Origin of the sequence: Pseudomonas sp. BIGb0381 (assembly GCF_024809815.1) — a bacterium.
Taxonomy (GTDB): domain Bacteria; phylum Pseudomonadota; class Gammaproteobacteria; order Pseudomonadales; family Pseudomonadaceae; genus Aquipseudomonas.
Genome location: NZ_JANUEN010000003.1, coordinates 567,980 through 590,492, shown reverse-complemented (window position 1 = coordinate 590,492; position 22,513 = coordinate 567,980). Strand labels below are relative to the sequence as shown.

The following is a 22,513-nucleotide window of genomic DNA, read 5'->3' as shown; positions in this document are numbered from 1 at the left end:
ACAAGTTGCTCACTATTATTCATTTTTACAGAAAGTCAATCCGCTTTAGCCTGACGGTATTCGCTTACCAGCAGGACACCTGACCATGTCACCCCCGATCCGCTTACTCGCCAGCTTTATCGCCCTGATGATGGCCATGGGCATCGGCCGCTTCGCCCTCACCCCGCAAATGCCCCACTTGCTCAGTGAAGGACAGATCGACCTGACCGGCGCCGGACTGATCGCGGCGGCCAATTACCTGGGCTACTTCGTGGGCGCGGTGGATTCGATTTTTGCGCGCAGCCATCACCATGTGCGGGGTCGCCTGTATGGCGGGCTATGGTTGTGCGTGTTGCTGACCCTGGCGTCGTACTGGGCCCATGGGTTCTGGCCGCACTTGCTGCTGCGTTTCGGAACCGGCGTTGCGAGTGCCTGGGCACTGGTGATGATCACCAGCCTGAGCCAGCCGCTGGCGATTGCCGCCGGGCGTGCACGCCTGGGTGCCCTGGTGTTTGCCGGGCCGGGGCTGGGGATTGTGCTGACCGGGTTACTCGCGCTGGGCTCCAACCTGTTGGACCAGAGCTCTGCAACGTTGTGGCTGATCTATGGTGGGGTGGCGCTGGTGATGCTACTGGCAATCTTGCCCTTCCTGCCCCAGCCGTCCGCCGTTACTGCGCCTGTGGCAAGCCACGCCGACACGGCCAGCAACGGCAGCACTACCCACCTGTGCTGGATCTATGTGTTGTTCGGCCTGGGCTACATCATTCCCGCGACGTTCCTGTCACAAATGGCCAGCGCGCAATTCAAGGGCGCCTGGCAGGCCGATCTGTTCTGGCCCTGCTTTGGTTTGGCGGCGGCGATTGGCGTGGTGGTCGCAAGCCTGCGTCCCAAGGATCCGGACACCACCCGTCGCTGGCTGATGACTACGTTGTGGCTGCAAGCGGCCGGCGTATTCGCCTGCCTGCTGGGTAACGGTTGGGGGCTGGCGCTGGGGGTGTTGCTGTGCGGCGCGCCATTCCTGGCCTGCATGCAGTTGGTGATGGCGCGCCTGCGGGAGATTGCGCCCCACGGCTATCAGCGCAACACCGGGCTGTTGACCGCCAGCTTTGCCATCGGCCAATTGAGTGGACCGTTGCTGGCGTCGGTGAGCAGCCACCTGAGCGGTGGCCTGCAACCCGCGCTGGTGATCGCCGGTGCAGGCCTGTTAGCGGCGGGAGGGGTGTTGGTCAGCCCGCGACCAACGGTGCCGGCGCGCGAACCTGCTCTCGCCGCGCCAACACCAGGAAAAACAGCCCACCCAGGAAGCAACCGGTAAACCAGGCAAAGTTAGCCATGCCCTGCAACGCCGGCGTGAAGGTGATCGCGACACCCACCAGTGTCGCGGGCACCAATGCCTTGACCGCCGTCCAGTTCACACCGCCATCGAAGTAGTAGCGCCCGCTCGGGCTGTCATCGAACAGCGCGTCCACGTCGATCTTCTGCTTTTTGATCAGGTAGAAGTCCACCAGCAAAATCCCGAACAACGGGCCGATAAAGGCCGCGAGGATATCCAGGGTGTAGTGGATCATCAGCGGGTTATTGAACAGGTTCCACGGGGTGATGAAGATCGAAGCCACGGCGGCGATCATGCCGCCGGCGCGCCAGCTGATTTTGCTCGGTGCGACGTTGGCGAAGTCGAACGCCGGGGAAACGAAGTTGGCGACAATGTTGATGCCAATGGTGGCCGTGACAAAGGCAAAAGCGCCGAGCAGCACCGCCATGCTGTTATCAATACGCGAGACGGTCGCGATCGGGTCATGGAGCATTTCACCAAACACCGGCAAGGTGCCCGAGACGATGACCACGGTCACCAGGGAAAACGCCAGGAAGTTCACCGGCAGGCCCCAGAAGTTGCCGCGCCGCACATCCTGCATACTGCGGCAGTAACGGCTGAAATCACCGAAATTCAGGGTCGGCCCGGAAAAGTACGACACCACCAGCGCCGTCGCCACGATCACCTGACCGACCGCCTGCCAACCCGACAGGGATTTTTCCGACAGGGTAAAACTGATATTCGCCCACCCTGCCTTCCACACGATCCAGCCGGCCAGGGCAAACATCACCGCGTAGACCACCGGCCCCGCCCAATCGATAAAGCGGCGAATGGACTCCATGCCGGCCCAGAACACGGCCGCCTGCAACACCCATAAACTGAGGAAACCAAACCAGCCCAAGTAAGACAGGCCAGCAAAATGCGGCTCTGCATACACCGCCATCTGTGGGAAAAAGCGCAGTACCACAATGATCAAGGCACTCGACGCCAGGTAGGTCTGAATTCCGTACCAAGCCACCGCAATCAGACCGCGAATCACCGCGGGAATATTCGCGCCGAACACACCAAACGCCAACCGGCAGATCACTGGATAGGGCACGGCGGCCTGCTGGCTGGGCTTGGCCACCAGGTTGGCAATCAATTGCACGATGCAAATGCCTGCCAGCAAGGCAATCAACACCTGCCAACTGGCCAGCCCCAGGGCGAACAGACTGGCGGCGAACACATAGCCACCCACGCTGTGCACGTCACTCATCCAGAAGGCAAAGATGTTGTACCAGGTCCACTTTTGCGGCAATGGGCCCAGGTCCTGGTTGTAAAGGCGTGGGCTATAGCCTTTGGGCAATTGTTCGATCATCGCTGGGCTCCTCGTAATACCGGCCTGCGCTTCCGTCACGGGGTGCATACGGGAGGCGGCCTGGTTTGTATACGAGATAGTCAGCAGAATACGTGCCAATAGAACACAATCCCTCTGCAACGGCGTTTCAAAGGGGTATACGGAGGTTTAGTAACGAGGATTGCGCTCAGCAACGGTGCAGATCAATCCTGTACACAATCATCGGTGCACCCGATGTGCACAAAAGTACCCGACCGTGCAGCACGCCGCTGTGAGGAAGGCGCCCCAGGCCATGTCCATCATCGCCAATCCGCTAGACCAGCCTTGCAGCGTGGCCCAGTTGCTCAGGTCGTAGGTGCCGTAGGCCACCAGACCCAGCAACGCACCCAGTCGGGCTGCGCGTTGCCAGCTGGCGCTGGGCAAGACCACGAACACCACGCAACCGAGGACATACAAGAGATAAAACAGCACGGCAGGCAACAGGCGAGGCTGATCAAGCATCAGCGGGCCCAGCAGGGATTTGTAGGTCGGGCCCATGAGGACACCGAGCCAGAGGCCGTCGAGGATCAGGAAGGCAAGCAAGGTGCCGAGGTAGGCGAAGACAGACTTCTTGGGCATTGATGCAGCCTCTGCAGGAGCGAGCTTGCTCGCGAAAACATTCCAGGCGCATCACGGTGTCGGATGTACCTTTTTCGCGAGCAAGCTCGCTCCTACAGAGAGCAAAGCGCACTCAGCTTAGTTCAATGCGATCCGCGTGAATCACGATCTGGCCCTGCTTGTAGAGCGCACCAATGGCCTTCTTGAAGTTGCCTTTGCTCACGCCAAACAAGTTGCTGATCACCGCCGGGTCACTCTTGTCGCTGACCGGCAAACTGCCGTTGTTTTCACGCAACTTGGCGAGGATCTTCGAGTTGAGGCTGGAGGCCGCTTCCTGGCCAACCGGTTGCAGGCTCAGGCTGATGTTGCCATCGGCGCGGATCTCTTTGATAAAGCCTTTCTCTTCCTTGCCCGGGCGGAGGAACTTGAACACTTCGTTCTTGTGGATCAGGCCCCAGTGCTTGTTGTTGATGATCGCCTTGAAGCCCATGTCGGTGGCTTCGGCGACCAGCAGGTCGACTTCCTGGCCCACGACGTAGTTGGCCGGCGTCTTGTCCAGGTAGCGGTCAAGGCGCGCGGTGGCGGTAATACGCTTGGTGTGTTTGTCGAGATAGACATGCACCACGCAGTATTCACCGGCGGTCATCTGACGTTTTTCTTCCGAGTACGGGAGCAACAGATCCTTTGGCAAACCCCAGTCGAGGAACACGCCAATGCTGTTGACTTCCACGACTTTCAAACTGGCAAATTCGCCAACTTGAACTTTCGGTTTTTCGGTAGTGGCGATAAGTTTGTCATCGCTGTCCAGATAAATGAAAACGTTAAGCCAATCTTCATCTTCACTGGGAATATCCTTGGGGATATACCGATTAGGCAAGAGGATTTCGCCATCTTGCGCACCATCGAGGTACAAACCAAAGTTAGTGTGTTTAACCACTTGCAAGCTGTTGTAGCGCCCGACTAAAGCCATTTCCAATACCCTCATTGCGTGGGCGGCATTCTACCCGAGTTGCGCCTGCCACGCGCGCGCGCCTGAAAAATCGCGGGTTTACCTGGCGTTCCAGTGGCACCGCCCCGCTCGTCCGATCATTCGGCTGAATTTTGCCACGCCACCCGTGCCGGCTCAGCCCGTGGTTTCGAGTTAAAACAGGAAGTTAGGGGCTAATTTCAAAGATAAACTTTGGCTGTTTTCAGCTGCTGCTTTTATTCCCGGGGGATATTTACCAAGCAATTGTCAAGTATTTCCTGTACGATGCCTGGCCAAGTTAATTTTCTACAGGTTAGTGGCCGCCATGCGTGTAAAAGCATCCAACAGCAAAGCAAAGCCAGCTCCCGCCGTTGAAACCAGCGAATCGATCAACAGCCAGATTGCTGCTTTCCTCAAGTCCGGTGGCGAAATCCAGCAAATTGCCAAGGGCGTGAGCGGCCAGACTTTCGGCCCGTCCAAGCAGATCAGCCTGGGTAAAAAGTAATACCGCGCAGCACATCTGGTCCCTAAGCGTCTTACCTTCAAGGCGCTAGGACTAGAGCCCGAAATACCCTCTCGCATCACCTTCAGAACGTGCAAATCGACGAACGGGGCTCACCTCCTGAGATTCGCCGGTATGCTTGCACACGTCTAGCACGGGCATCTGCCCTATTTCTCCGTTACTGCTCCTCGCTTTTCATGGAGTGAAGCATGCTTAAACGCTGCATTTTCGTGGCCAGTATCCTGGCGGCCAGCCCTCTCGCCGAAGCGCAGATTTTCCAGCGTGAACTGGGCGACTTCGACCTGAAATTGGGCACCACCCCCAGCCGCAGCATGGCCCAAGGCCTGGTCAAGCCGACCTCGCCGGGCAATGACTCATTTCATGGCGGGCTGGACCTGAGTCATGACAGCGGCCTGTACTTTGGCCAGTTTTCTCCGAACATGGGCCTGTCGCCGGCCAGCACTCTCGAAGTCGATTCGTATATGGGATTCAAGCACCCTTTCGACCGGACACTGGGCTACGAAGTCGGTCTGATCCACTACAGCTACCCCAAGCTCAGCCCCCTCGACAGCCAGGAGCTCTACGGCGGCCTCAACCTGCTGGGCAATCGCTTCGGCGCTTCCTTCAGCAACGACCCGGACCGCCAGGACAGCACCCTGTTCGCCGACCTCAGCGGCACCCAGCCCTTCGGCATCGGCGTCAGTATGAAATACACCACCCATCAACTGGGCACCCCGACCTCAGTGGAGGGGGGGTCCATCAGCAGCTTCAGCGACTGGTCGATACAGTTCTCCCGCGCCTGGAAGGGCATCGACCTGGACCTGATCTACAGCGATTCCAGCCTCAGCGGCGGCGATTGCTCGGCCTATTCCGGACACAATTCGCAATGCGATGGCCTGTTGACCTTGAAGGCGATGCGGTCGTTTTATTGATGGGCTGAACTGTCGCGTGCGCCGCGGGTTCACATGCATTAACTCCCTCTGCGCAAGGACACGCCCATGCTGCATCGGCTCAAACTGCTGGTGGTATTCCTGACCCTGAGCCTGGTGCTCGCGGGCTGCAACCGCGTGGGCCTGGCCTATCGCAACCTGGACGTGATCATCCCCTGGACCCTCAACGACTACTTGGACATGAATGCCGGGCAGAAGAGCTGGTTCAACGACACACTCAAGGAACACCTGGCCTGGCACTGCACCACACAATTGCCGGGTTACCTCGACTGGCTCGACCGCCTGCAAGCAATGGTCGAGAGCAACCAGGTCACCGATGCAGCGCTGCAAACCCGCACGGTTGAGGCCAAGCAGGCAATTGCCGAAGTGGCGCGGGAAATCACACCGTCGGCGATCGAATTGTTACAAGGGCTGGATGACCAACAGGTCAACGACATGAACGATGCCCTGGCCAAGGACCTGCGCAAACGCCAGGACGACTATCTTAAGCCGCCGCTGGCCAAGCAGATCCAGGACCGCGCCGAGCGCATGAACAAGCGCCTGAATGCGTGGATGGGGCCGCTGAGCGATAGCCAGAAAAACCGGGTGATGGCCTGGTCCATCAGCCTGGGCGAGCAGAACGAGCAGTGGATCGGCAACCGTGCCCACTGGCAGGCACAATTCATCGACGCCGTGCAGCAGCGCCACGACACCGACTTCCCGCAGAAGATGCAGCAATTGCTGGTAGACCGCGAAAGCCTGTGGACACCGGAGTACCGCGCCGCTTATGCACAGACCGAAGCCGCTGCGCGCAGTCTGATCGTCGACTTGATGGCCGAAAGTACCGTACAGCAGCGCCTGAAATTAACGCAGAAAATCGACGGCGTACGCAGCGACTTCAAAGCACTTAAATGCCTCAAGGCCGCTGCGAATTAATGTGGGAGGTGCCCGCTCAGGCAATCTGCGCCTTCGAAGCCACTTCGGAAAAAGTCGCGGGGTCCAACGCATCCGCCTGCTCATCCAGCACCTGACGCGGGTGATCATTGCCCGGGATGGAGCTGTCGATCAGCGCCAATAGCTGCGCACCCAGTGCGGTGAGAATGAAATTCTCACCATTGCCGCCTTCTTCCTCAGGGCGCGACTCGATAAACCCACGCTTGAACAACAGCGCCTCGTAATCGGCAGCCGTCTTTTTCAACGCATCCAGATTGCCCGTGGATTCGCCCGCCGTGGCCTTCTCGGCCGCTTCCTGCTCGGCGTATTTGCGCGGGGCAAAACTGCCTTCGCCGTTCTGCACTTCGTGCAGCAGACGTTCGATCAGATCCCAATTGTAAGTCGTCATCCTGATTCCTCCTGCAGGCCTAAGGAAAGTAGCCTGCCTGTAGGAGTGACCCTGCGCGCCTGTGGCCGTTCAGACCAACCGACGGACGTCATTTCTCTGAACTTTCCAGACGTTCACCACCTCAACTGAGCATCACCGCCAAGGAGGTCCGATCATGAAAACCCTGAAAAACCTGGCCATCGCCGCCACGCTGCTCACCGCCCTGCCCGCCTGGGCCTGCACCCCGGAAGAGGCCACGGCCAAGCGCGAGCAGTTGGCCCAGGAAGTGGCCAAACTCACTGAGCAGAACCCGACCAAGGCCAAGGAGATGAACGACGAGCTGCAGAAGATGGACCTGGATACTGAAAGCGCAGAGTTCCCCGACAAGTGCCAGTTGATCGACGCCCGGCTCAAGGAATTGAAAGAAGCTGCCGCCAAAGCGAAAAACTGAGGTTATAAAAAAACCGGACAACGTCCGGTTTTTTCACATCCCTCAAGCCTTACTCGGCAGCGGGTGCTTCTGGCTTGCGACGCTTGAGCGGCGCCATACCATCCTTGCTGACGAGCGAGAGGTTGTCGGTCTTCGGCCGGTTGGCGATCTTGCGCTTGGTCGGCGACTTGGCACCGGCCTTTTTCTTGTCGCCCTTGGCGTCGGTCTTTTTCTTCTTCACGCCAACCGCCTTGCCCGACGCCTTGACCTTTTTCGGCCCGGTGTAGGTGCCTTTGACCTCCTTGATGGTGCGGCGCTCGAACGACTGCTTGAGGTAGCGCTCGATGCTCGACATCAGGTTCCAGTCGCCGTGGCAGATCAGCGAAATCGCCAGGCCATCGTTGCCGGCACGCCCGGTACGGCCGATACGGTGCACGTACTCGTCGCCGCTGCGTGGCATGTCGAAGTTGATGACCATGTCCAGGCCGTCCACGTCCAGGCCGCGCGCGGCAACGTCGGTGGCGACCAGGATCTTCACGCCGCCGGCCTTGAGGCGGTCGATGGCCAGTTTACGGTCCTTCTGGTCTTTCTCGCCGTGCAGCACGAACGCTTTGTAGTCCTGGGCCACCAGACGACCGTATATGCGGTCTGCGGCAGCGCGGGTGTTGGTGAACACGATGGCCTTCTGATAGGTCTCGTTGGCCAGCAGCCAGTTGAGGATCTGTTCCTTGTGCACGTTGTGGTCAGCGGTGACGATCTGCTGGCGCGTGGTGGCGTTCAGGTCGCTGACGTTGTTGACCTGCAGGTGCTCAGGATTGTTCAGGACCTTGGCGACCATGTCACGCAGGGTCGAACCGCCGGTGGTGGCGGAGAACAGCATGGTCTGCTGGCGATTCACGCATTCAGCCACCAGGCGCTGCACGTCGTCGGCAAAGCCCATGTCGAGCATGCGGTCGGCTTCGTCGAGTACCAGCACTTCGACTTCCTTGAGGTCAAGGTTACCGGCGTTGAGTTGCTCGATCATGCGGCCCGGCGTACCGATCAGGATGTCCGGCACCTTGCGCAGCATGGCGGCCTGGACCTTGAAGTCTTCGCCACCGGTGATCAGGCCGGACTTGATGAAGGTGAACTGCGAGAAGCGCTCGACCTCCTTCAAGGTTTGCTGGGCCAGCTCGCGGGTTGGCAGCAGGATCAGGGTCTTGATGCTGACGCGGACTTTGGCCGGGCCGATCAGGCGATTGAGAATCGGCAGGACGAAAGCGGCGGTCTTGCCACTCCCGGTTTGAGCCGTCACCCGCAGGTCACGCCCTTCGAGCGCGAGCGGGATGGCCGCTGCTTGCACAGGCGTAGGCTCGACAAATTTCAGCTCGGCCACGGCTTTGAGCAGGCGTTCGTGCAGGGCGAATTGGGAAAACACGGGTGCTACCTCGAAGAAATACAAAAAATCAGCTGCATAGGGTACCGGTTTCGGGCGTCCAAACCGAGTGTCTTTACGCGAACGGCGCTAATCAATTGCTTTTTTGTCAGAGTATTTGTCCACGGCATCAACTTTGTTGCACTTAAATGCTCTAATCGCGCCGTCTTGTCTTACAGAAGAATCGGTTTCATCCATGGATATCAAACAGCTCTGGCTCAACGTCCAAGACCTTTGGGGCACCCTCGACGAACACCCGCTGCTGCATGCCAGCCTCGGTTTCCTGGTGTTGCTGGTGGTGGCCCTGCTGCTCGGGCGGGTGGCCCGTTACCTGATCCTCCACGCCGTCAAATTGCTCGGCCGGCAACCGGCGCTGCACTGGCTCAACGACCTGCGGCACAACAAAGTCTTCCATCGCCTGGCGCAGATGACGCCCTCGCTGGTGATCCAGTTCGGCCTGTACCTGGTGCCCGCCCTGAGCAAGACCGCGATCCTGTTTATCGGCAACGTGGCCCTGGCATTGACCATCCTGTTCCTGGTGCTGGCCCTGAGCGCGCTGCTCAACGCCCTGCTGGACATCTACGCCCGCACCGAACACGCGCGTACCCGCTCGATCAAAGGTTATGTGCAGTTGGCGAAAATGGTGCTGTTCGTGTTTGGCGCGATCATCATCGTCGCCACATTGATTGACCGTTCACCACTGTTGCTGCTGTCAGGCCTGGGCGCCATGTCGGCAGTGATCCTGTTGGTCTACAAGGACACCCTGCTGTCGTTCGTCGCCAGCGTGCAGCTCACCAGCAACGACATGCTGCGCGTCGGCGACTGGATCGAAATGCCCCAGGTCGGCGCTGACGGCGATGTGGTGGACATCACCCTGCACACGGTCAAGGTGCAGAACTTCGACAAGACCATCGTCTCCATCCCGACCTGGCGCCTGATGTCCGAGTCGTTCAAGAACTGGCGCGGCATGCAGGCCTCCGGTGGGCGACGCATCAAGCGCAGCCTGTTTATCGATGCCAGCGGCGTGCGCTTCCTGCGTGACGATGAAGAAGTGCGCATGACCCAAGTGCACCTGCTCACCGACTACATCGGGCGCAAGCAGGCCGAACTCAAGGCCTGGAACGAAGCCCAGGGTCACAGCGCGCAACTGTCGGCCAACCGCCGGCGCATGACCAACCTCGGCACCTTCCGCGCGTATGCCCTGGCCTACCTCAAAAGCCATCCGGACATCCAGCCGAACATGACCTGCATGGTGCGCCAGATGCAAACCACCGCCGAGGGCGTGCCGCTCGAGATCTACTGCTTCACACGCACCACCGTATGGGCCGATTACGAGCGGATCCAGGGGGATATCTTCGACTACCTGCTGGCCGTATTGCCGGAGTTCGGACTGAACCTGTACCAGCAACCCAGCGGCACCGATCTGCGCACCGGGATACTGGCGCTGGCACACAATACCCGAACCGCGGAAACCCCGGAGTACTGACAACAATACCGGCGAGGGGCTGGCAAGCGCCTCGCCGGAAGGTGCTAGAAGCGTTGGAACGGTATTGATCCAATACACCACTGATAAGGCGGCAAGTTCACGTGCAACTTGAGCCACCGCTGACGCCCCCCCCACAATAAAAGCCGGCAACTATGTGTAGCCGCTGCTGCCGATTATTCAACCGACTTACCCCATAAAGAAAATTCTTCCTATACCTTTAGTGAATTTCACTACTTGCGCGCACTATTTCTAATCTGTTTTAAAAAAAACCAACGCCTTAGCATCTGGCCATCAAACAACGCCAGCAGAAGGCCAACCTCATGTTATGGACAACTCAGCTTTCCGATAATGCAGCAGACTTTGTATTAAGCTCGAATGCCGAAGCATTGACCCAATATTGTGGTGCTGGCGCCTTTGCTCAACCCTGCGACTTTTATACCCAAAGCCCCTACCAGCGACCTTCGCGGCCGCAGGACGTAACCGATTCAATCATCACCACCTGCTTGACCAGCGACCAGCTTTCAAACAGTCAGCATCTATTGGCGCAACGGTTGTTATTGAATATCTACGAGCAAGACCTGGTCTTCTTGCCCAAGCCGCCATTGGAACTGGACTTCAAGGCGTTCAAGCGCTTCTATGATCCGCAGCATGCGGCCAGTGGCAAAAAGATCCGCCCGTTGCTGGAACACTACCTGTACAACTGGCTCAAGGAAGAAGTGCATATCAACGGCCCTTGGTGCCTGGACTCTTTTATCGCCCACACCGATAAAGTATTGGATGACGTCGCCCAGTCCGAATCCAAACTCCATGAAGTGCTGACCACCAGCCGCCACCCCGAACGTGCCGCCAGGTTTTTCATGACGCAATGCGCAGGAGACTTCCTCAGTGAAGCGTCGGCCATGGCCCGCAACGTGCTGGGTAACAGCGGCGTGTACACCAGCGAATTGTTCAAGATCCTGATCGACGAGTACGGCTACGGCGTCGACAAAAAGAAACACAGCACTATTTTTGAAGACATGCTCCAGGACATGGGCATGTCCCATCACGTGCACCATTACTGGCAGTTCTATACCCCGGCGTCGCTGTCGCTGACCAACTACTTCCACTACGTATCGGCCAACCATGGCGAGCTGTTCCGCTATATCGGCGCCATGTACTACACCGAAGCCACATTGGCCCTGACGACCAAGCACCAGTCACGCGCGATCAAGACCATCTTCAACGGCAGCGTCTCCACGGACTATTTCGATGAGCATGCCCACATCGATGTGCACCACGGAAGAATGGCCCTCCAGCGCCTGATCATTCCCATGATCAAGCAGTTCGGCACCAAGATCATCCCCGACCTTATTCGCGGCTTTGAAGAGTTCAGGCTGCTTCAGGACATCGCCGACGAAGAGTTGTATGCCCATATCAAATGGCATGACGCGTTCGATGAGCATCGGGCACAGGCAGCGGCGCTCCAGGGCCACAAACCCGTGGACCTGAGGATTACCGAGCCTGAACACGAGTTGTCGGTGCTGCATACCCACCCGAATGACGAACTGTTCTGGGTCGAATCAGGCGAGCTGGAGTTTGTCGCCAGCCCCGAACTGACGGTGCGCCTCAAGGCCGGCGAAGGCGTGGTGATTCCCAAGGGAATGCTGCATGGCACCCGCATCACCAGCCCGTCCTGCACGTACACCGTCACCGCCATCTGAGTGGGCAACCCAATGAAAGCCATCAGCCTGAATCTCAACCACGCCAACTATGTGGCCGTGGAGGAAAGAACCTACTTTCTCAAGCGCCATGCGTATTCGACGCAATTGCTGCCCACCGCGTGCCCCCATCGTGGCGGCCCGCTGCATATGGGCGAAGTGACAGGCGACGGCCAAAGTGTGATCTGTCCCTGGCACGACAACGCCTACAAGGTCTGCAACCTGGAAAAGAAGGCGCTGCCCACTGTGCGCGTCAGAAACCAGATAAGCACCGTCGTCGGCGACACCGAGCGCTGTGTGCCGCTGCTTAAAATCTCCCGTTACGACTGATGAAGCCCATGAATACTAAATCGACACTGACCGCGTTCTATTCAATCGTGACCCTCTTCACCGGCCTCGACATGGCGATTGTCATCGCTATGGTCTGGTTCGGCCTGGAGACCACCGGCTCAACATTCCTGGTCGGCGCCACCTTGTGCGTGGCGACTGTAGTGCCGTATTTATGCGAGCAGTACATCGGCCGGTTCTTTACCATTGAACTCAGCCTGAAACGGCTGCTGTACATTCGCCTGGCGGCCTTCGCCGCGGTACTGGGGCTGTCGTTTACCCAGGCCGCCCTGCTACCGATCGGCTTCCTGGCCATCGCGTTCGTGGTGGGCGTCACCGACTACTTCACCATCAGCACCCTGGAATCGAAAAATACCAAGCTGGTGCTGGCCGGCCTCACCGACAGCGATACCTGCGCGCGGTTGATGCAAACCTCCATACAGATCGGTGCCTTCGGCGGTGCGCTCCTGGGCGGGTTGATCGTGGATGTGTTTTCGGTCAACCAGACGCTGCAAATCATCAGCCTGGCGGCGATTCTCTCGCTCGCGGCCATCCTCCTGGTGGCCGACAACCCCAACGAGCACGCCGCCGAACAGGCCACAGGGCCCTCCACTGCGCGTCCGCTGGACCTGCCGCGCAACCTCTACATCCTGATCATCGTGTTGAGCATGATCGGTTTCCATATCGGCGCGTTCAACAGCCTGGTGCCCATCGTTTTTCAAAAGCTCAATGAGTGGAATGCCACCCTGTTTGGCGTCGCCAGTGGCCTGGCAGGCCTGGGCGCCTTCAGCGCCGCCGTGTTGCCGCGCATCAAGCTCAACAGCTACGGGGCCATCGCGCTGGTGATACTGGCGGACGTGGCAATCGTCTACTTCCAGAACCTCTACGTGATGATGGCCGCGGCCTTCCTGCTGGGTTTTTGCATCAACAGCCTGCGGATCCAGTTGCGTAAAACCCTGATCGAGTCGGCGCCCAACGCCCGGGTAGCTGACGTGATCGCGGCCAAAAGTTCGCTCTACTACCTGCTGGTCAGTGGCTCGGCACCTATGATCCTGACGTTCTTCACCACCTCCGGATTTCTCGGACTCGAAGGCGCCCGCCTGTTGATGGTCGTCTCCGCCGGCCTGTTGGCCACCGCCGTACTGGCGTGGAACCTGACCCCGGCCGCCGCGCCCACCGCCACCACGGAATAAGGAATGCACGACGTGAAAACCGTACTGATCGTTGACCCGTTCTCCACGGGCAAACTCTACGCGCCCTTGCTCAATGCGCAGGGCATACGGTGCATCGCCGTGATCTCCACACGCGCCTTGCCTGAACACTTCACCAACGACCTGATCACAGAAAACTTCCATGAGGTGTATGCCTGGGAAGAGAGCCTGTTGATAACCCTGGAAACCTTGTCACCGAGCGCCGTGATCGCCGGTTGCGAAACCGCGATCTACCTCACGGACTACCTGACGGAGCTGCTCGACATCCCAGGCAACAGCCGTATCACCAGCGACCTGCGGCGCAACAAGTTCTCCATGCAGCAGGCGCTGAAAAAATACCAGCTGGCTCACATCGATTCGCACCTGCTGAGCTCACCGAGCCGCATCGGTGAAGTGCTGGCCAAACTCGACGAGGCGGCCACCTATGTGGTCAAGCCGCTGAACTCGGCCGCCACCGAAGGGGTGGTGTTTGCCCGGGGCAAGCGCGAAGTGGAGACCGCCTTGAAAAACGCGGCCTGGCAGCAGAAAAACGACCTGGGCGAAGTCAACCTCGGTTTTATCGTGCAGTCGTTCATCGCGGGACCGGAGTACGTGGTGGATATGGTCGCCTTTGACGGAACCTACATCGTTGCCAGCGTCTGCAAGTACACCAAGATCCAAAAGAACGGCAGCATGTTTGTCTACGAAAGCCTCGACACCCTCGACCCTCGGGCTGCAGAACTGCAACCGCTGACCGATTACGCCCGCCAGGCGGCAGCGGCCCTGGGCGTGCGGGTGGGGCCGATTCACATGGAAATCATCTGGTCTGAGGCCGGGCCGGTGATGATCGAGGCCGGCGGTCGCTTGCACGGGGGCATCGCGCCCCTGCTGTTCCAGCAGGTGTATCACCCCGACTTGCTGTCACTGTCGATCGACAGCTACCTCGGCCACCCACGCCCCCAGGCCGATGCGGTCAGCCAGATCAGCCATGGCCGGATCGGTTTCTTCTGCTCCGATGAACGCCATACCTTCGATCTTCCCTCACCCCAGGCCATACAAAGCGCCCAGGCAGACGAGGCCTATTGCGGGCACCGTTATTTCATCAGCGCCGGCGATACCACGCCGGTCACGATCGACTTCGCCACCTGTCCGGGGCTGTTCTGGCTGCAAAGTCCTTCGGCGCAGCAACTGGACGTCAGTACCGTCAACCTGCGAAAAACACTGTGGGGCTAAGGTTATGAAAAGTCGTTTGATCATCAGAAAGTCAGCCTGTGAGCTGGGCATCAATAATGCGTGCGCCGCCGTTATCGAAGACATCACCGTCTCGGATGACCAGAGCTTCGTCGGGGTACTGCAAAGTAACCTGAACCACGTGGCCTCGCGCCTTAACGAGCTGGACTCGAACGTCGTGTACGAAGGGTTTGCCAGGCAGCTCAAAAAACTCGGCTACGAAAATACCGTCAGTGCCAACGAAAAGCTGCTGCGACGCTTCATCGCCAAAGGCGTGTATCCCATCAACAACATCGTCGACGCCTATAACGCGGTCGCGATCCGGCATGGGGTCAGCATTGGCGTGCACACCTATCATCAGAAGGACGACATCTACGTGATGCGCTCGGATAAGCCGAGGGTGCTACGCCCACTGTTCGCCAAGAAGGCCATCACGATTCCCGTTGGCGATATCGTCTATACCTGCGGTGATGTGCCGTTGGCGAGCATCGGCAAGGTGGATGCCGATGCCCATGACTTCCGGCTGACGAAAGACTCGTCGAGGTTGTTGGTGGTGATCCTGGGGCATGACGACACATCGTTCCAATTCAACCAGGCGGTCATCGAAGAACTCGTGGACACCCTGCGTCAGAAAATGCCGAACCTGAGCCATCATTTTCTTGAAACCGTTCGCGATCACGCCTGAAGCATAGGTCCAGCAGATAGGGCTATTGTGGCCGGCGCCTAACGCCAGGCCTTCAGCACGGGATTGACCACGACTTCTTTCACATGCTCGATCTTCAGCAGGCTGTCCTTGAAGACCATCAGTTCTTCAAAGCTCCTGTACCGAACGTCGAGCATCATGTCCACGTCGCCAAACAGTGAATAGGCATGCACCACCTGGCTGAACTGCTGGATCTTCGGAAACACCAGATGGCAATTGCTGCCATTGAGCGTCAGCATCAAGAACGCCGCTTGCAGGGTCTCATCGCCCTCCGCGACGTTGATGGTGAAGCCCAGGATGATGCCTTTTTCAATCAGCTTTTGAACGCGCGACTCCACGGCGGTTCGAGACTTGTGAACTTGCCGCGCCAATTGCGCAAGGCTGACTCGGGAGTCATCCTTCAAGGCTGCAATGATCAGTTCATCAATCTTGTCCACTCTGCCGCCCCCACACTGTTCTTTTCGATAGCAGACTTTCATTGCCGCTCACGCATGCCCATGGCCCATTACGTCGCAGACTGTACGCCAGGCGCGGGCTTTACGCCCAATCGACTTATCCACACCGCCCCCAGAATCACCAAACCACCCAAGGCCAGGCGGCCCAGCGGCTCATGCTGGTTCCAGATCAGCAGGTTCAGCAACAATCCTACCGGCACATGCAGGTTGTTCATCACCGCCAGGGTTCCGCCATGCACCAGGCAGGCGCCCTTGTTCCACCAGTAAATGCCCAGGGCAGTGCTGACCAGCCCGAGGAACAGCAGGACACCCCATTGCAGTGGCGCTTGCGGCAAGAAGTCAGCCTTGCCGAACAACAGGAATGCCGGCAGCACCACCAGTAACGCGCCGAGGTAGAAGTAACCGAAGCGCCGGTAGTGCGGCAGGTTGCTCGGGTAGCGTGCCACCAGGTGCTTGTACATCACTTGCCCCGCGGCGTAGGTGAAGTTAGCCAGTTGCAGCAGCAAGAAACCCATCAGGAAGTGCGAGGTGATCTGGTCGAAGCGAATCACCGCCGCCCCCGCTACTGCCACCAGAGCAGCAACCAGTGCCCACGGGTTGAAGCGCCGGTTGAGTGCGTCTTCGATCAGGGTCACGTGCAACGGCGTGAGGATGGTGAACAGCAGCACCTCCGGCACCGTGAGTACACGAAAGCTCAGGTACAGGCACACATAGGTCACGCCAAACTGCAGCGCGCCGATCACCAGCAGGCCGCGCATAAAGGCAGGTTCGACCGAGCGCCAGCGGGTCAGCGGGATAAATACCAGCCCGGCCAGCACTACACGCACCAGCACCGCGAAGTAGCTGTCGACGTGACCGGCGAGGTATTCGCCGATCAAGCTGAAGGAAAATGCCTGAATCAGGGTGACAACCAGTAGATAGCCCATGTACGCCTCGCATCGAATGGGCGGGACATTAAAGGTTTTCGGCGATTGAAGAAACTCGAGGCAAAAAAAACCCGACCTCGCTAAAGCGGCAGTCGGGCAGGAGCACTCAGGAGCAACAAGTGCAAAGGGAGGTTCGTTACGCGTACTTGAAGGGTTTGCGTGGCACTAGATAAACACCGTGCGATTATCTGACGATTAAAGGATCAAGCGACCTGGGCCAACAGCGCCTTGGCGTGGTTGATGCCCTTTTCCTGAAAGTCGCCACTCAGGTTCACCCCTTCGGCGTGAATGAACGTGACGTCGTGGATGCCGATAAAAGCCATGACCTGGCGCAGGTAGGGTTCCTGGTGATCGGAAGTGGCGCCGGTGTGAATACCGCCGCGAGCGGTCAACACAATGGCACGCTTGCCGTTCAACAAACCTTGCGGTCCGGTGGGGGTGTACTTGAAGGTCACACCCGCTCGCAACACGTGATCCAGCCAGGCCTTGAGGGTGCTGGGGATGGCGAAGTTGTACATCGGCGCAGCCATCACCAGCACGTCGGCGGCCAGCAGTTCGTCGGTCAATTCGTTGGAGCGGTCGAGGGAGGCCTGTTCGTTACCGTTGCGCTGATCCGCCGGTTTCATCCAGCCGCCGAGCAGGTTGGCGTCCAGGTGCGGAACCGGGTTGAGCGCCACGTCACGCACAGTGATCCGATCCGTCGGGTGGGCGGCCTGCCATTGGCTGATGAACTGCTGGGTCAGTTGACGGGAGATCGAATCCTGCTGGCGGGCACTGCTTTCGATGATCAGGACATTGGACATGGCTTCGTAGGCTCCATCTGTAATTGCTGTAAGTCGATGGAGTGGAGATTAGACAGAGCCAATTCGATAAAAAAGCGCAAAAAACTGCTATAACCCATCTATTAATTTGTTTATAAGCGGAGTATTCCTGTGGACATGCTCCGCTGCCGCTTTATTTTGGCGTGCAGGCCAACGCGATACGCATCTTGATAATGGCGCGGTTGAACTTGACCGTGGTGTTGGTGCTTTTTCCCGCCGGCACCGAAACCGTGCGGCGACGTGGCGATTCCGGACCGTTGGTGAACGTTACCGAACACACGGCGTCCTGGGTGCCGTAGTTATTCAGCTGGATCGAGCTGATATCGCCGTCCACGTCGGAGGCGGTGTAATCGATGCTCACGCCGTCGATCTTTTTCGTCACGTCGATGGGGTAGGCAAACGCGCTCATCGGCAGCAGCGTCAGCAACACACAACAGAATTTTCTCATTCGGCAGTCTCCAATAGGGACCGCCAGCTTAGGACAAGAGGAACACATCTTGAAAGCGCCCCGCGTTACCCTCGATCAATGGCGCACGCTGCAAGCCGTCGTCGACCACGGCGGCTTCGCCCAGGCAGCGGAAGCGCTGCACCGTTCGCAGTCCTCGGTGAGCTACACCGTGGCCCGTATGCAAGACCAACTCGGCGTGCCGCTGCTGCGCATCGACGGGCGCAAGGCGGTACTCACCGACGCCGGTGAAGTGCTGCTGCGCCGCTCCCGGCAACTGGTGAAAAACGCCAGCCAGCTGGAAGACCTCGCCCACCACATGGAACAGGGCTGGGAAGCCGAAGTGCGGTTGGTCGTCGATGCGGCCTACCCCAACGCGCGCCTGGTGCGCGCGCTCACCGCGTTCATGCCGCAGAGCCGTGGTTGCCGGGTGCGTTTGCGTGAAGAGGTGCTGTCCGGCGTCGAAGAGCTGTTGATGGAAGGCGTGGCCGACCTGGCGATTTGCGGCTTCAGCATCCCCGGCTACCTGGGCACCGAAATGAGCGACGTGGAGTTCGTCGCCGTGGCCCACCCCGAGCACGCCTTGCACCGCATGAACCGCGAGCTGAGCTTCCAGGACTTGGAAAGCCAGATGCAGGTGGTGATCCGCGACTCCGGCCGCCAGCAACCCCGGGATGTGGGCTGGCTCGGCGCCGAACAACGCTGGACCGTCGGCAGTCTCGCCACCGCCGCCGCCTTTGTCGGCAGCGGCCTGGGCTTTGCCTGGCTGCCACGACACATGATCGAGCGCGAACTCGCCGAAGGTGTGCTCAAGCAGCTACCCTTGGAACAGGGCGGCAGCCGCCACCCTACGTTCTACCTGTATTCAAACAAGGACAAACCCTTGGGGCCGGCAACGCAGATCCTCGTGGAGCTGCTGCGCACCTTTGACACCGCCCCCCTGGACGCGCCTTTCGCCGCCCCCCAGCAAGCCTGAAACGGAGTTCATGCATGGCCTGGTTCGACCATGAAGGCTGCAGCCTGCACTACGAGGAATATGGCCACGGCACGCCGCTGATCCTGATCCACGGCCTGGGCTCCAGCAGCCAGGATTGGGAGCTGCAGGTGCCGGTACTGGCTCGCCACTACCGCCTGATCGTGGTGGATGTGCGCGGCCATGGGCGCTCCGACAAACCCAGGGAGCGCTACAGCATCGAAGGGTTCACCTACGACCTGATTGCGCTGATCGAACACCTGGACCTGCCGCCTGCCCATGTGGTGGGCTTGTCCATGGGCGGCATGATCGCGTTCCAACTGGCGGTGGACGAACCCGGCCGGGTCAAGAGCCTGTGCATCGTCAACAGCGCGCCCCAGGTCAAGGTACGCAGTGCCCAGGAGTATTGGTGGTGGGCCAAGCGCTGGACGCTCGCCCGTGTACTTAGCCTGGCCACCATCGGCAAGGCCCTCGGTGACCGGCTGTTCCCCAAACCTGCGCAGGCCGACCTGCGCCGCAAGATGGCCGAACGCTGGGCAAAAAACGACAAACGTGCTTATCTCGCCAGCTTCGATGCGATTGTGGGCTGGGGCGTACAGGAACGACTTTCGAGGATTACCTGTCCAACCCTGGTCATCAGCGCCGACCATGACTACACCCCCGTGGCCCAGAAAGAAAACTATGTAAAACTGCTGCCCGATGCGCGACTGGTGGTGATTGAAGATTCCCGCCATGCCACGCCCTTGGACCAACCCGAAGTCTTTAATACCACCCTGCTCGATTTTCTAAAGACAGTCGAAACCACTACCCAGGATCACTGACCCATGCTGAAAAAAATCGCCTTCTTTGCCGGTTCCGTTCTGTTCGCTGCCAACCTGATGGCCGCCGAGCCTGCCAAGGCGCCACACGTATTGATCTCCACCACCAACGGCGACATTGAAATCGAACTGGACCCGGTCAAGGCGCCGATCAGTACCAAGAACTTCCTGGCCTATGTCGACAAAGGCTTCTACACCAACACGATTTTCCACCGCGTGATCCCGGGCTTCATGGTCCAGGGTGGCGGGTTCACCCAGCAGATGTCGCAAAAGCCGACCGAAGCGCCGATCAAGAACGAAGCCAGCAACGGCCTGCATAACGTACGTGGCACCCTGTCCATGGCACGCACCAATGACCCGAACTCGGCCACCAGCCAGTTCTTCATCAACGTGGCTGACAACGCCTTCCTCGACCCGGGTCGCGATGCCGGTTATGCCGTGTTCGCCAAAGTGGTCAAGGGCATGGATGTGGTCGACATCATCGTCAACTCCCAGACCACCACCAAACAAGGCATGCAAAACGTGCCAATCGATCCTGTCCTGATCAAGTCGGCCAAACGCATCGACTGAGGTCTGCAGGTAGCTCCGCGCGCGGCCCACAAGGCTGCGCGCGCATTTGAAAGGAGAGCCCGCCAGGCGGGCGTCAACCCTAATGCTCTATCGTCGTTTTGAACAACTGATCGATATTTTCCGCGACGCACCCAGCGCCGCCCCTCCCGACAAAGTCCTGCCCTTCTACCTCTACTACCTGCGCCAGGTGTGGCCCTGTTTTGCCGCACTGCTGGTGGTGGGCCTGGTCGGTGCGCTGATCGAAGTCGCGCTGTTCAGCTACCTGAGCCGTATCATCGACCTGGCCCAGGGCACACCGCCCGCTGACTTCTTCCAGATCCACAGCACCGAGCTGATCTGGATGGCCGTGGTCGCCTTGCTGCTGCGCCCGATTTTCAATGGCCTGCATGACCTGCTGGTGCACCAGACCATCAACCCCGGCATGACCAGCCTGATTCGCTGGCAGAACCACAGCTACGTGCTCAAGCAGAGCCTGAATTTCTTCCAGAACGATTTCGCCGGGCGCATTGCCCAGCGCATCATGCAAACCGGCAACTCCTTGCGTGACTCTGCGGTGGCAACGGCGGAGGCGATCTGGCATGTATCGATCTACGCCATCACCTCCCTGGTGCTGTTTGCCGAGGCCGATTGGCGACTGATGATTCCGTTGATCACCTGGATCATCTGTTACTGCCTGGCATTGCGTTACTTCGTGCCGCGGGTCAAGGAGCGTTCGGTCATTTCTTCCGAAGCACGTTCCAAACTCATGGGGCGCATCGTCGACGGCTACACCAACATCACCACCTTGAAGCTGTTCGCCCATACGCAGAATGAGCAGGAATACGCCAAGGAAGCGATCATTGAGCAAACCGAAAAAACCCAGCTGGCGGCCCGTGTACTGACCAGCATGGATGCGGTCATCACCGTCCTCAACGGCCTGCTGATCGTCACCACCACCGGCCTCGCCTTGTGGCTGTGGACGCAGTCGCTGATTTCCGTAGGCGCCATCGCCTTGGCGACCGGCCTGGTGATTCGCATCGTCAACATGTCCGGCTGGATCATGTGGGTGGTCAACGGTATTTTCGAAAATATCGGCATCGTGCAGGACGGCCTCAAGACCATCGCCCAACCCCTGGCCGTGGTCGACCGCGACAATGCCCCGCGCCTGACAGTGCCCCATGGCGAAGTACGCTTCGAGCAGGTGGATTTCCACTACGGCAAGAAGAGCGGGATCATTGGCGGCCTGAACCTGAACATCCAGGCCGGTGAAAAGATCGGCCTGATCGGCCCGTCCGGCGCGGGCAAGTCGACCCTGGTCAACCTGCTGCTGCGCCTCTACGACCTGCAAGGCGGACGTATCCTGATCGACGGTCAGAACATCGCCGAGGTGGCCCAGGAAACACTGCGTGAACAGATCGGCATGATCACCCAGGACACCTCGCTGCTGCACCGCTCGATCCGCGACAACCTGCTGTACGGCAAGCCGGACGCCACCGACGAACAACTCTGGGCGGCCGTGCACAAGGCGCGTGCCGACGAGTTCATCCCGCTGCTGTCGGACTCGGAAGGCCGCACCGGGCTGGACGCCCACGTGGGCGAACGCGGGGTGAAACTCTCCGGTGGGCAGCGTCAACGTATCGCTATCGCCCGTGTACTGCTCAAGGACGCGCCGATCCTGATCATGGACGAAGCCACTTCGGCGCTGGACTCGGAAGTGGAAGCGGCGATCCAGGAAAGCCTGGAAACCCTGATGCAAGGCAAGACGGTGATTGCGATTGCGCACCGGTTGTCGACCATCGCGCGGATGGACCGCCTGGTGGTGCTGGAGAAAGGCCAGATTGCCGAGACGGGCAGCCATGCCGAACTGCTGGCCCATGGCGGGTTGTATGCGCGGTTGTGGCAGCACCAGACCGGGGGGTTTGTCGGCATCGACTGAAGCAAATGTGGGAGGGGGCTTGCTCCCGATATCGGTGGGTCAGTCACCCAATTTTGCGACTGACACTCCGCCATCGGGGGCAAGCCCCCTCCCACATTGGTGGCCTGGATTTGTGTAAAAACCGTGCTGTACTCAGTGCAGTGCCCAGACGGGCGCTGAAGTAAATCTGC

24 protein-coding genes are annotated in these 22,513 nt (G+C 59.2%); 15 read left to right on the top strand and 9 right to left on the bottom strand.

Annotation, left to right across the window (positions count from 1 at the left end; genetic code table 11):
- The first annotated feature begins 85 nt into the window (after window positions 1-85).
- Window positions 86-1,294: an MFS transporter gene (locus M2397_RS12810; protein ID WP_184743610.1), complete on the top strand. Its 1,209-nt coding sequence runs from the start codon at window positions 86-88 to the stop codon at window positions 1,292-1,294.
- On the opposite strand, the gene M2397_RS12805 is transcribed toward M2397_RS12810, so the two are convergent.
- From M2397_RS12805 to M2397_RS12795, 3 genes are all read right to left on the bottom strand, one after another.
- Window positions 1,206-2,648 carry an NCS1 family nucleobase:cation symporter-1 gene (locus tag M2397_RS12805; protein ID WP_131698630.1) on the bottom strand — a complete coding sequence of 481 codons (1,443 nt, stop codon included), beginning with the start codon at window positions 2,646-2,648 and terminating at the stop codon, window positions 1,206-1,208. The two genes, M2397_RS12810 and M2397_RS12805, sit on opposite strands and share 89 nt — an antisense overlap.
- 198 nt (window positions 2,649-2,846) lie before the next feature.
- A complete protein-coding gene (locus M2397_RS12800) occupies window positions 2,847-3,245 on the bottom strand; it encodes a DUF2177 family protein (RefSeq protein ID WP_259243433.1) in 399 nt (132 codons plus the stop codon).
- Window positions 3,246-3,357: 112 nt separating this feature from the next.
- Complete coding sequence (locus M2397_RS12795) at window positions 3,358-4,194, bottom strand: S1 RNA-binding domain-containing protein (protein ID WP_053133042.1); 837 nt, start codon at window positions 4,192-4,194, stop codon at window positions 3,358-3,360.
- Window positions 4,195-4,516: 322 nt separating this feature from the next.
- Here M2397_RS12795 and M2397_RS12790 point away from each other — a divergent pair, with 322 nt between their 5' ends.
- The 3 genes from M2397_RS12790 (at window position 4,517) to M2397_RS12780 (ending at window position 6,558) form a co-directional block, all read left to right on the top strand.
- Window positions 4,517-4,696: a hypothetical protein gene (locus tag M2397_RS12790; protein ID WP_003193095.1), complete on the top strand. Its 180-nt coding sequence runs from the start codon at window positions 4,517-4,519 to the stop codon at window positions 4,694-4,696.
- Between the two features lie 206 nt (window positions 4,697-4,902).
- A complete protein-coding gene (locus M2397_RS12785; RefSeq protein ID WP_259243431.1) occupies window positions 4,903-5,625 on the top strand; it encodes a TorF family putative porin in 723 nt (240 codons plus the stop codon).
- A 66-nt stretch (window positions 5,626-5,691) separates the two neighbouring features.
- On the top strand, window positions 5,692-6,558 hold the full coding sequence (locus M2397_RS12780; RefSeq protein WP_131698634.1) for a DUF6279 family lipoprotein: 867 nt from the start codon (window positions 5,692-5,694) through the stop codon (window positions 6,556-6,558).
- Window positions 6,559-6,574: 16 nt separating this feature from the next.
- On the opposite strand, the gene M2397_RS12775 is transcribed toward M2397_RS12780, so the two are convergent.
- Window positions 6,575-6,964 carry a transcriptional regulator gene (locus M2397_RS12775; RefSeq protein ID WP_131698635.1) on the bottom strand — a complete coding sequence of 130 codons (390 nt, stop codon included), beginning with the start codon at window positions 6,962-6,964 and terminating at the stop codon, window positions 6,575-6,577.
- Between the two features lie 154 nt (window positions 6,965-7,118).
- Here M2397_RS12775 and M2397_RS12770 point away from each other — a divergent pair, with 154 nt between their 5' ends.
- On the top strand, window positions 7,119-7,394 hold the full coding sequence (locus tag M2397_RS12770; RefSeq protein ID WP_131698636.1) for a hypothetical protein: 276 nt from the start codon (window positions 7,119-7,121) through the stop codon (window positions 7,392-7,394).
- A gap of 49 nt (window positions 7,395-7,443) precedes the next feature.
- Here the strand turns inward: M2397_RS12770 and M2397_RS12765 are convergent, their stop codons facing one another.
- Window positions 7,444-8,790 (bottom strand): DEAD/DEAH box helicase, encoded by a 1,347-nt coding sequence (locus M2397_RS12765; protein ID WP_090400172.1) that lies wholly within the window; start codon window positions 8,788-8,790, stop codon window positions 7,444-7,446.
- Window positions 8,791-8,983: 193 nt separating this feature from the next.
- Here M2397_RS12765 and M2397_RS12760 point away from each other — a divergent pair, with 193 nt between their 5' ends.
- From M2397_RS12760 to M2397_RS12735, 6 genes are all read left to right on the top strand, one after another.
- Window positions 8,984-10,273, top strand: a complete 1,290-nt coding sequence (locus tag M2397_RS12760) for a mechanosensitive ion channel family protein (RefSeq protein ID WP_131698637.1) — start codon at window positions 8,984-8,986, stop codon at window positions 10,271-10,273.
- 551 nt (window positions 10,274-10,824) lie between these two features.
- Window positions 10,825-11,973 (top strand): iron-containing redox enzyme family protein, encoded by a 1,149-nt coding sequence (locus M2397_RS12755; protein ID WP_237683204.1) that lies wholly within the window; start codon window positions 10,825-10,827, stop codon window positions 11,971-11,973.
- 12 nt (window positions 11,974-11,985) lie between these two features.
- Complete coding sequence (locus M2397_RS12750) at window positions 11,986-12,300, top strand: Rieske 2Fe-2S domain-containing protein (RefSeq protein ID WP_131698638.1); 315 nt, start codon at window positions 11,986-11,988, stop codon at window positions 12,298-12,300.
- An 8-nt stretch (window positions 12,301-12,308) separates the two neighbouring features.
- Window positions 12,309-13,490 carry an MFS transporter gene (locus M2397_RS12745; RefSeq protein ID WP_145336996.1) on the top strand — a complete coding sequence of 394 codons (1,182 nt, stop codon included), beginning with the start codon at window positions 12,309-12,311 and terminating at the stop codon, window positions 13,488-13,490.
- Between the two features lie 3 nt (window positions 13,491-13,493).
- Window positions 13,494-14,720, top strand: coding sequence for an ATP-grasp domain-containing protein (locus M2397_RS12740; RefSeq protein ID WP_205885925.1), 1,227 nt, complete (start codon window positions 13,494-13,496; stop codon window positions 14,718-14,720).
- A gap of 4 nt (window positions 14,721-14,724) precedes the next feature.
- Window positions 14,725-15,402 carry a phenylalanine--tRNA ligase beta subunit-related protein gene (locus M2397_RS12735; RefSeq protein ID WP_131698640.1) on the top strand — a complete coding sequence of 226 codons (678 nt, stop codon included), beginning with the start codon at window positions 14,725-14,727 and terminating at the stop codon, window positions 15,400-15,402.
- Between the two features lie 38 nt (window positions 15,403-15,440).
- Here the strand turns inward: M2397_RS12735 and M2397_RS12730 are convergent, their stop codons facing one another.
- The 4 genes from M2397_RS12730 to M2397_RS12715 form a co-directional block, all read right to left on the bottom strand.
- Complete coding sequence (locus M2397_RS12730) at window positions 15,441-15,857, bottom strand: Lrp/AsnC family transcriptional regulator (RefSeq protein WP_027603763.1); 417 nt, start codon at window positions 15,855-15,857, stop codon at window positions 15,441-15,443.
- 68 nt (window positions 15,858-15,925) lie between these two features.
- On the bottom strand, window positions 15,926-16,801 hold the full coding sequence (locus M2397_RS12725) for a carboxylate/amino acid/amine transporter (protein ID WP_131698641.1): 876 nt from the start codon (window positions 16,799-16,801) through the stop codon (window positions 15,926-15,928).
- A gap of 203 nt (window positions 16,802-17,004) precedes the next feature.
- Window positions 17,005-17,604, bottom strand: a complete 600-nt coding sequence (locus tag M2397_RS12720; RefSeq protein ID WP_131698642.1) for an FMN-dependent NADH-azoreductase — start codon at window positions 17,602-17,604, stop codon at window positions 17,005-17,007.
- A 151-nt stretch (window positions 17,605-17,755) separates the two neighbouring features.
- Entirely contained in the window at window positions 17,756-18,070 is a 315-nt protein-coding gene (locus M2397_RS12715) for a 3-phosphoglycerate kinase (RefSeq protein ID WP_131698643.1), read from the bottom strand.
- A 49-nt stretch (window positions 18,071-18,119) separates the two neighbouring features.
- On the opposite strand from M2397_RS12715, the gene M2397_RS12710 reads away from it, so the two are divergent.
- From M2397_RS12710 to M2397_RS12695, 4 genes are all read left to right on the top strand, one after another.
- Window positions 18,120-19,043 carry a LysR family transcriptional regulator gene (locus tag M2397_RS12710; protein ID WP_065946860.1) on the top strand — a complete coding sequence of 308 codons (924 nt, stop codon included), beginning with the start codon at window positions 18,120-18,122 and terminating at the stop codon, window positions 19,041-19,043.
- A 14-nt stretch (window positions 19,044-19,057) separates the two neighbouring features.
- The gene (locus M2397_RS12705) at window positions 19,058-19,861 is read left to right on the top strand and encodes an alpha/beta fold hydrolase (RefSeq protein WP_259243422.1); all 804 of its coding nucleotides are present in this window, start codon (window positions 19,058-19,060) and stop codon (window positions 19,859-19,861) included.
- A gap of 3 nt (window positions 19,862-19,864) precedes the next feature.
- Complete coding sequence (locus tag M2397_RS12700) at window positions 19,865-20,428, top strand: peptidylprolyl isomerase (protein WP_032879982.1); 564 nt, start codon at window positions 19,865-19,867, stop codon at window positions 20,426-20,428.
- An 82-nt stretch (window positions 20,429-20,510) separates the two neighbouring features.
- Window positions 20,511-22,343 carry an ABC transporter ATP-binding protein gene (locus tag M2397_RS12695; RefSeq protein ID WP_131698646.1) on the top strand — a complete coding sequence of 611 codons (1,833 nt, stop codon included), beginning with the start codon at window positions 20,511-20,513 and terminating at the stop codon, window positions 22,341-22,343.
- Window positions 22,344-22,513: the final 170 nt, after the last annotated feature.

Excerpts from the sequence above, each read along its gene's own strand:
- M2397_RS12805 (WP_131698630.1), bottom strand. The coding sequence starts at position 2,648 with ATGATCGAACAATTGCCCAAAGGCTATAGCCCACGCCTTTACAACCAG.
- M2397_RS12760 (WP_131698637.1), top strand. The coding sequence starts at position 8,984 with ATGGATATCAAACAGCTCTGGCTCAACGTCCAAGACCTTTGGGGCACC.
- M2397_RS12705 (WP_259243422.1), top strand. The coding sequence starts at position 19,058 with ATGGCCTGGTTCGACCATGAAGGCTGCAGCCTGCACTACGAGGAATAT.
- M2397_RS12785 (WP_259243431.1), top strand. The coding sequence starts at position 4,903 with ATGCTTAAACGCTGCATTTTCGTGGCCAGTATCCTGGCGGCCAGCCCT.
- M2397_RS12740 (WP_205885925.1), top strand. The coding sequence starts at position 13,494 with ATGCACGACGTGAAAACCGTACTGATCGTTGACCCGTTCTCCACGGGC.
- M2397_RS12725 (WP_131698641.1), bottom strand. The coding sequence starts at position 16,801 with ATGGGCTATCTACTGGTTGTCACCCTGATTCAGGCATTTTCCTTCAGC.
- M2397_RS12720 (WP_131698642.1), bottom strand. The coding sequence starts at position 17,604 with ATGTCCAATGTCCTGATCATCGAAAGCAGTGCCCGCCAGCAGGATTCG.
- M2397_RS12750 (WP_131698638.1), top strand. The coding sequence starts at position 11,986 with ATGAAAGCCATCAGCCTGAATCTCAACCACGCCAACTATGTGGCCGTG.
- M2397_RS12695 (WP_131698646.1), top strand. The coding sequence starts at position 20,511 with ATGCTCTATCGTCGTTTTGAACAACTGATCGATATTTTCCGCGACGCA.
- M2397_RS12800 (WP_259243433.1), bottom strand. The coding sequence starts at position 3,245 with ATGCCCAAGAAGTCTGTCTTCGCCTACCTCGGCACCTTGCTTGCCTTC.
- M2397_RS12700 (WP_032879982.1), top strand. The coding sequence starts at position 19,865 with ATGCTGAAAAAAATCGCCTTCTTTGCCGGTTCCGTTCTGTTCGCTGCC.
- M2397_RS12735 (WP_131698640.1), top strand. The coding sequence starts at position 14,725 with ATGAAAAGTCGTTTGATCATCAGAAAGTCAGCCTGTGAGCTGGGCATC.
- M2397_RS12715 (WP_131698643.1), bottom strand. The coding sequence starts at position 18,070 with ATGAGAAAATTCTGTTGTGTGTTGCTGACGCTGCTGCCGATGAGCGCG.
- M2397_RS12770 (WP_131698636.1), top strand. The coding sequence starts at position 7,119 with ATGAAAACCCTGAAAAACCTGGCCATCGCCGCCACGCTGCTCACCGCC.
- M2397_RS12810 (WP_184743610.1), top strand. The coding sequence starts at position 86 with ATGTCACCCCCGATCCGCTTACTCGCCAGCTTTATCGCCCTGATGATG.
- M2397_RS12795 (WP_053133042.1), bottom strand. The coding sequence starts at position 4,194 with ATGGCTTTAGTCGGGCGCTACAACAGCTTGCAAGTGGTTAAACACACT.
- M2397_RS12790 (WP_003193095.1), top strand. The coding sequence starts at position 4,517 with ATGCGTGTAAAAGCATCCAACAGCAAAGCAAAGCCAGCTCCCGCCGTT.
- M2397_RS12745 (WP_145336996.1), top strand. The coding sequence starts at position 12,309 with ATGAATACTAAATCGACACTGACCGCGTTCTATTCAATCGTGACCCTC.
- M2397_RS12780 (WP_131698634.1), top strand. The coding sequence starts at position 5,692 with ATGCTGCATCGGCTCAAACTGCTGGTGGTATTCCTGACCCTGAGCCTG.
- M2397_RS12775 (WP_131698635.1), bottom strand. The coding sequence starts at position 6,964 with ATGACGACTTACAATTGGGATCTGATCGAACGTCTGCTGCACGAAGTG.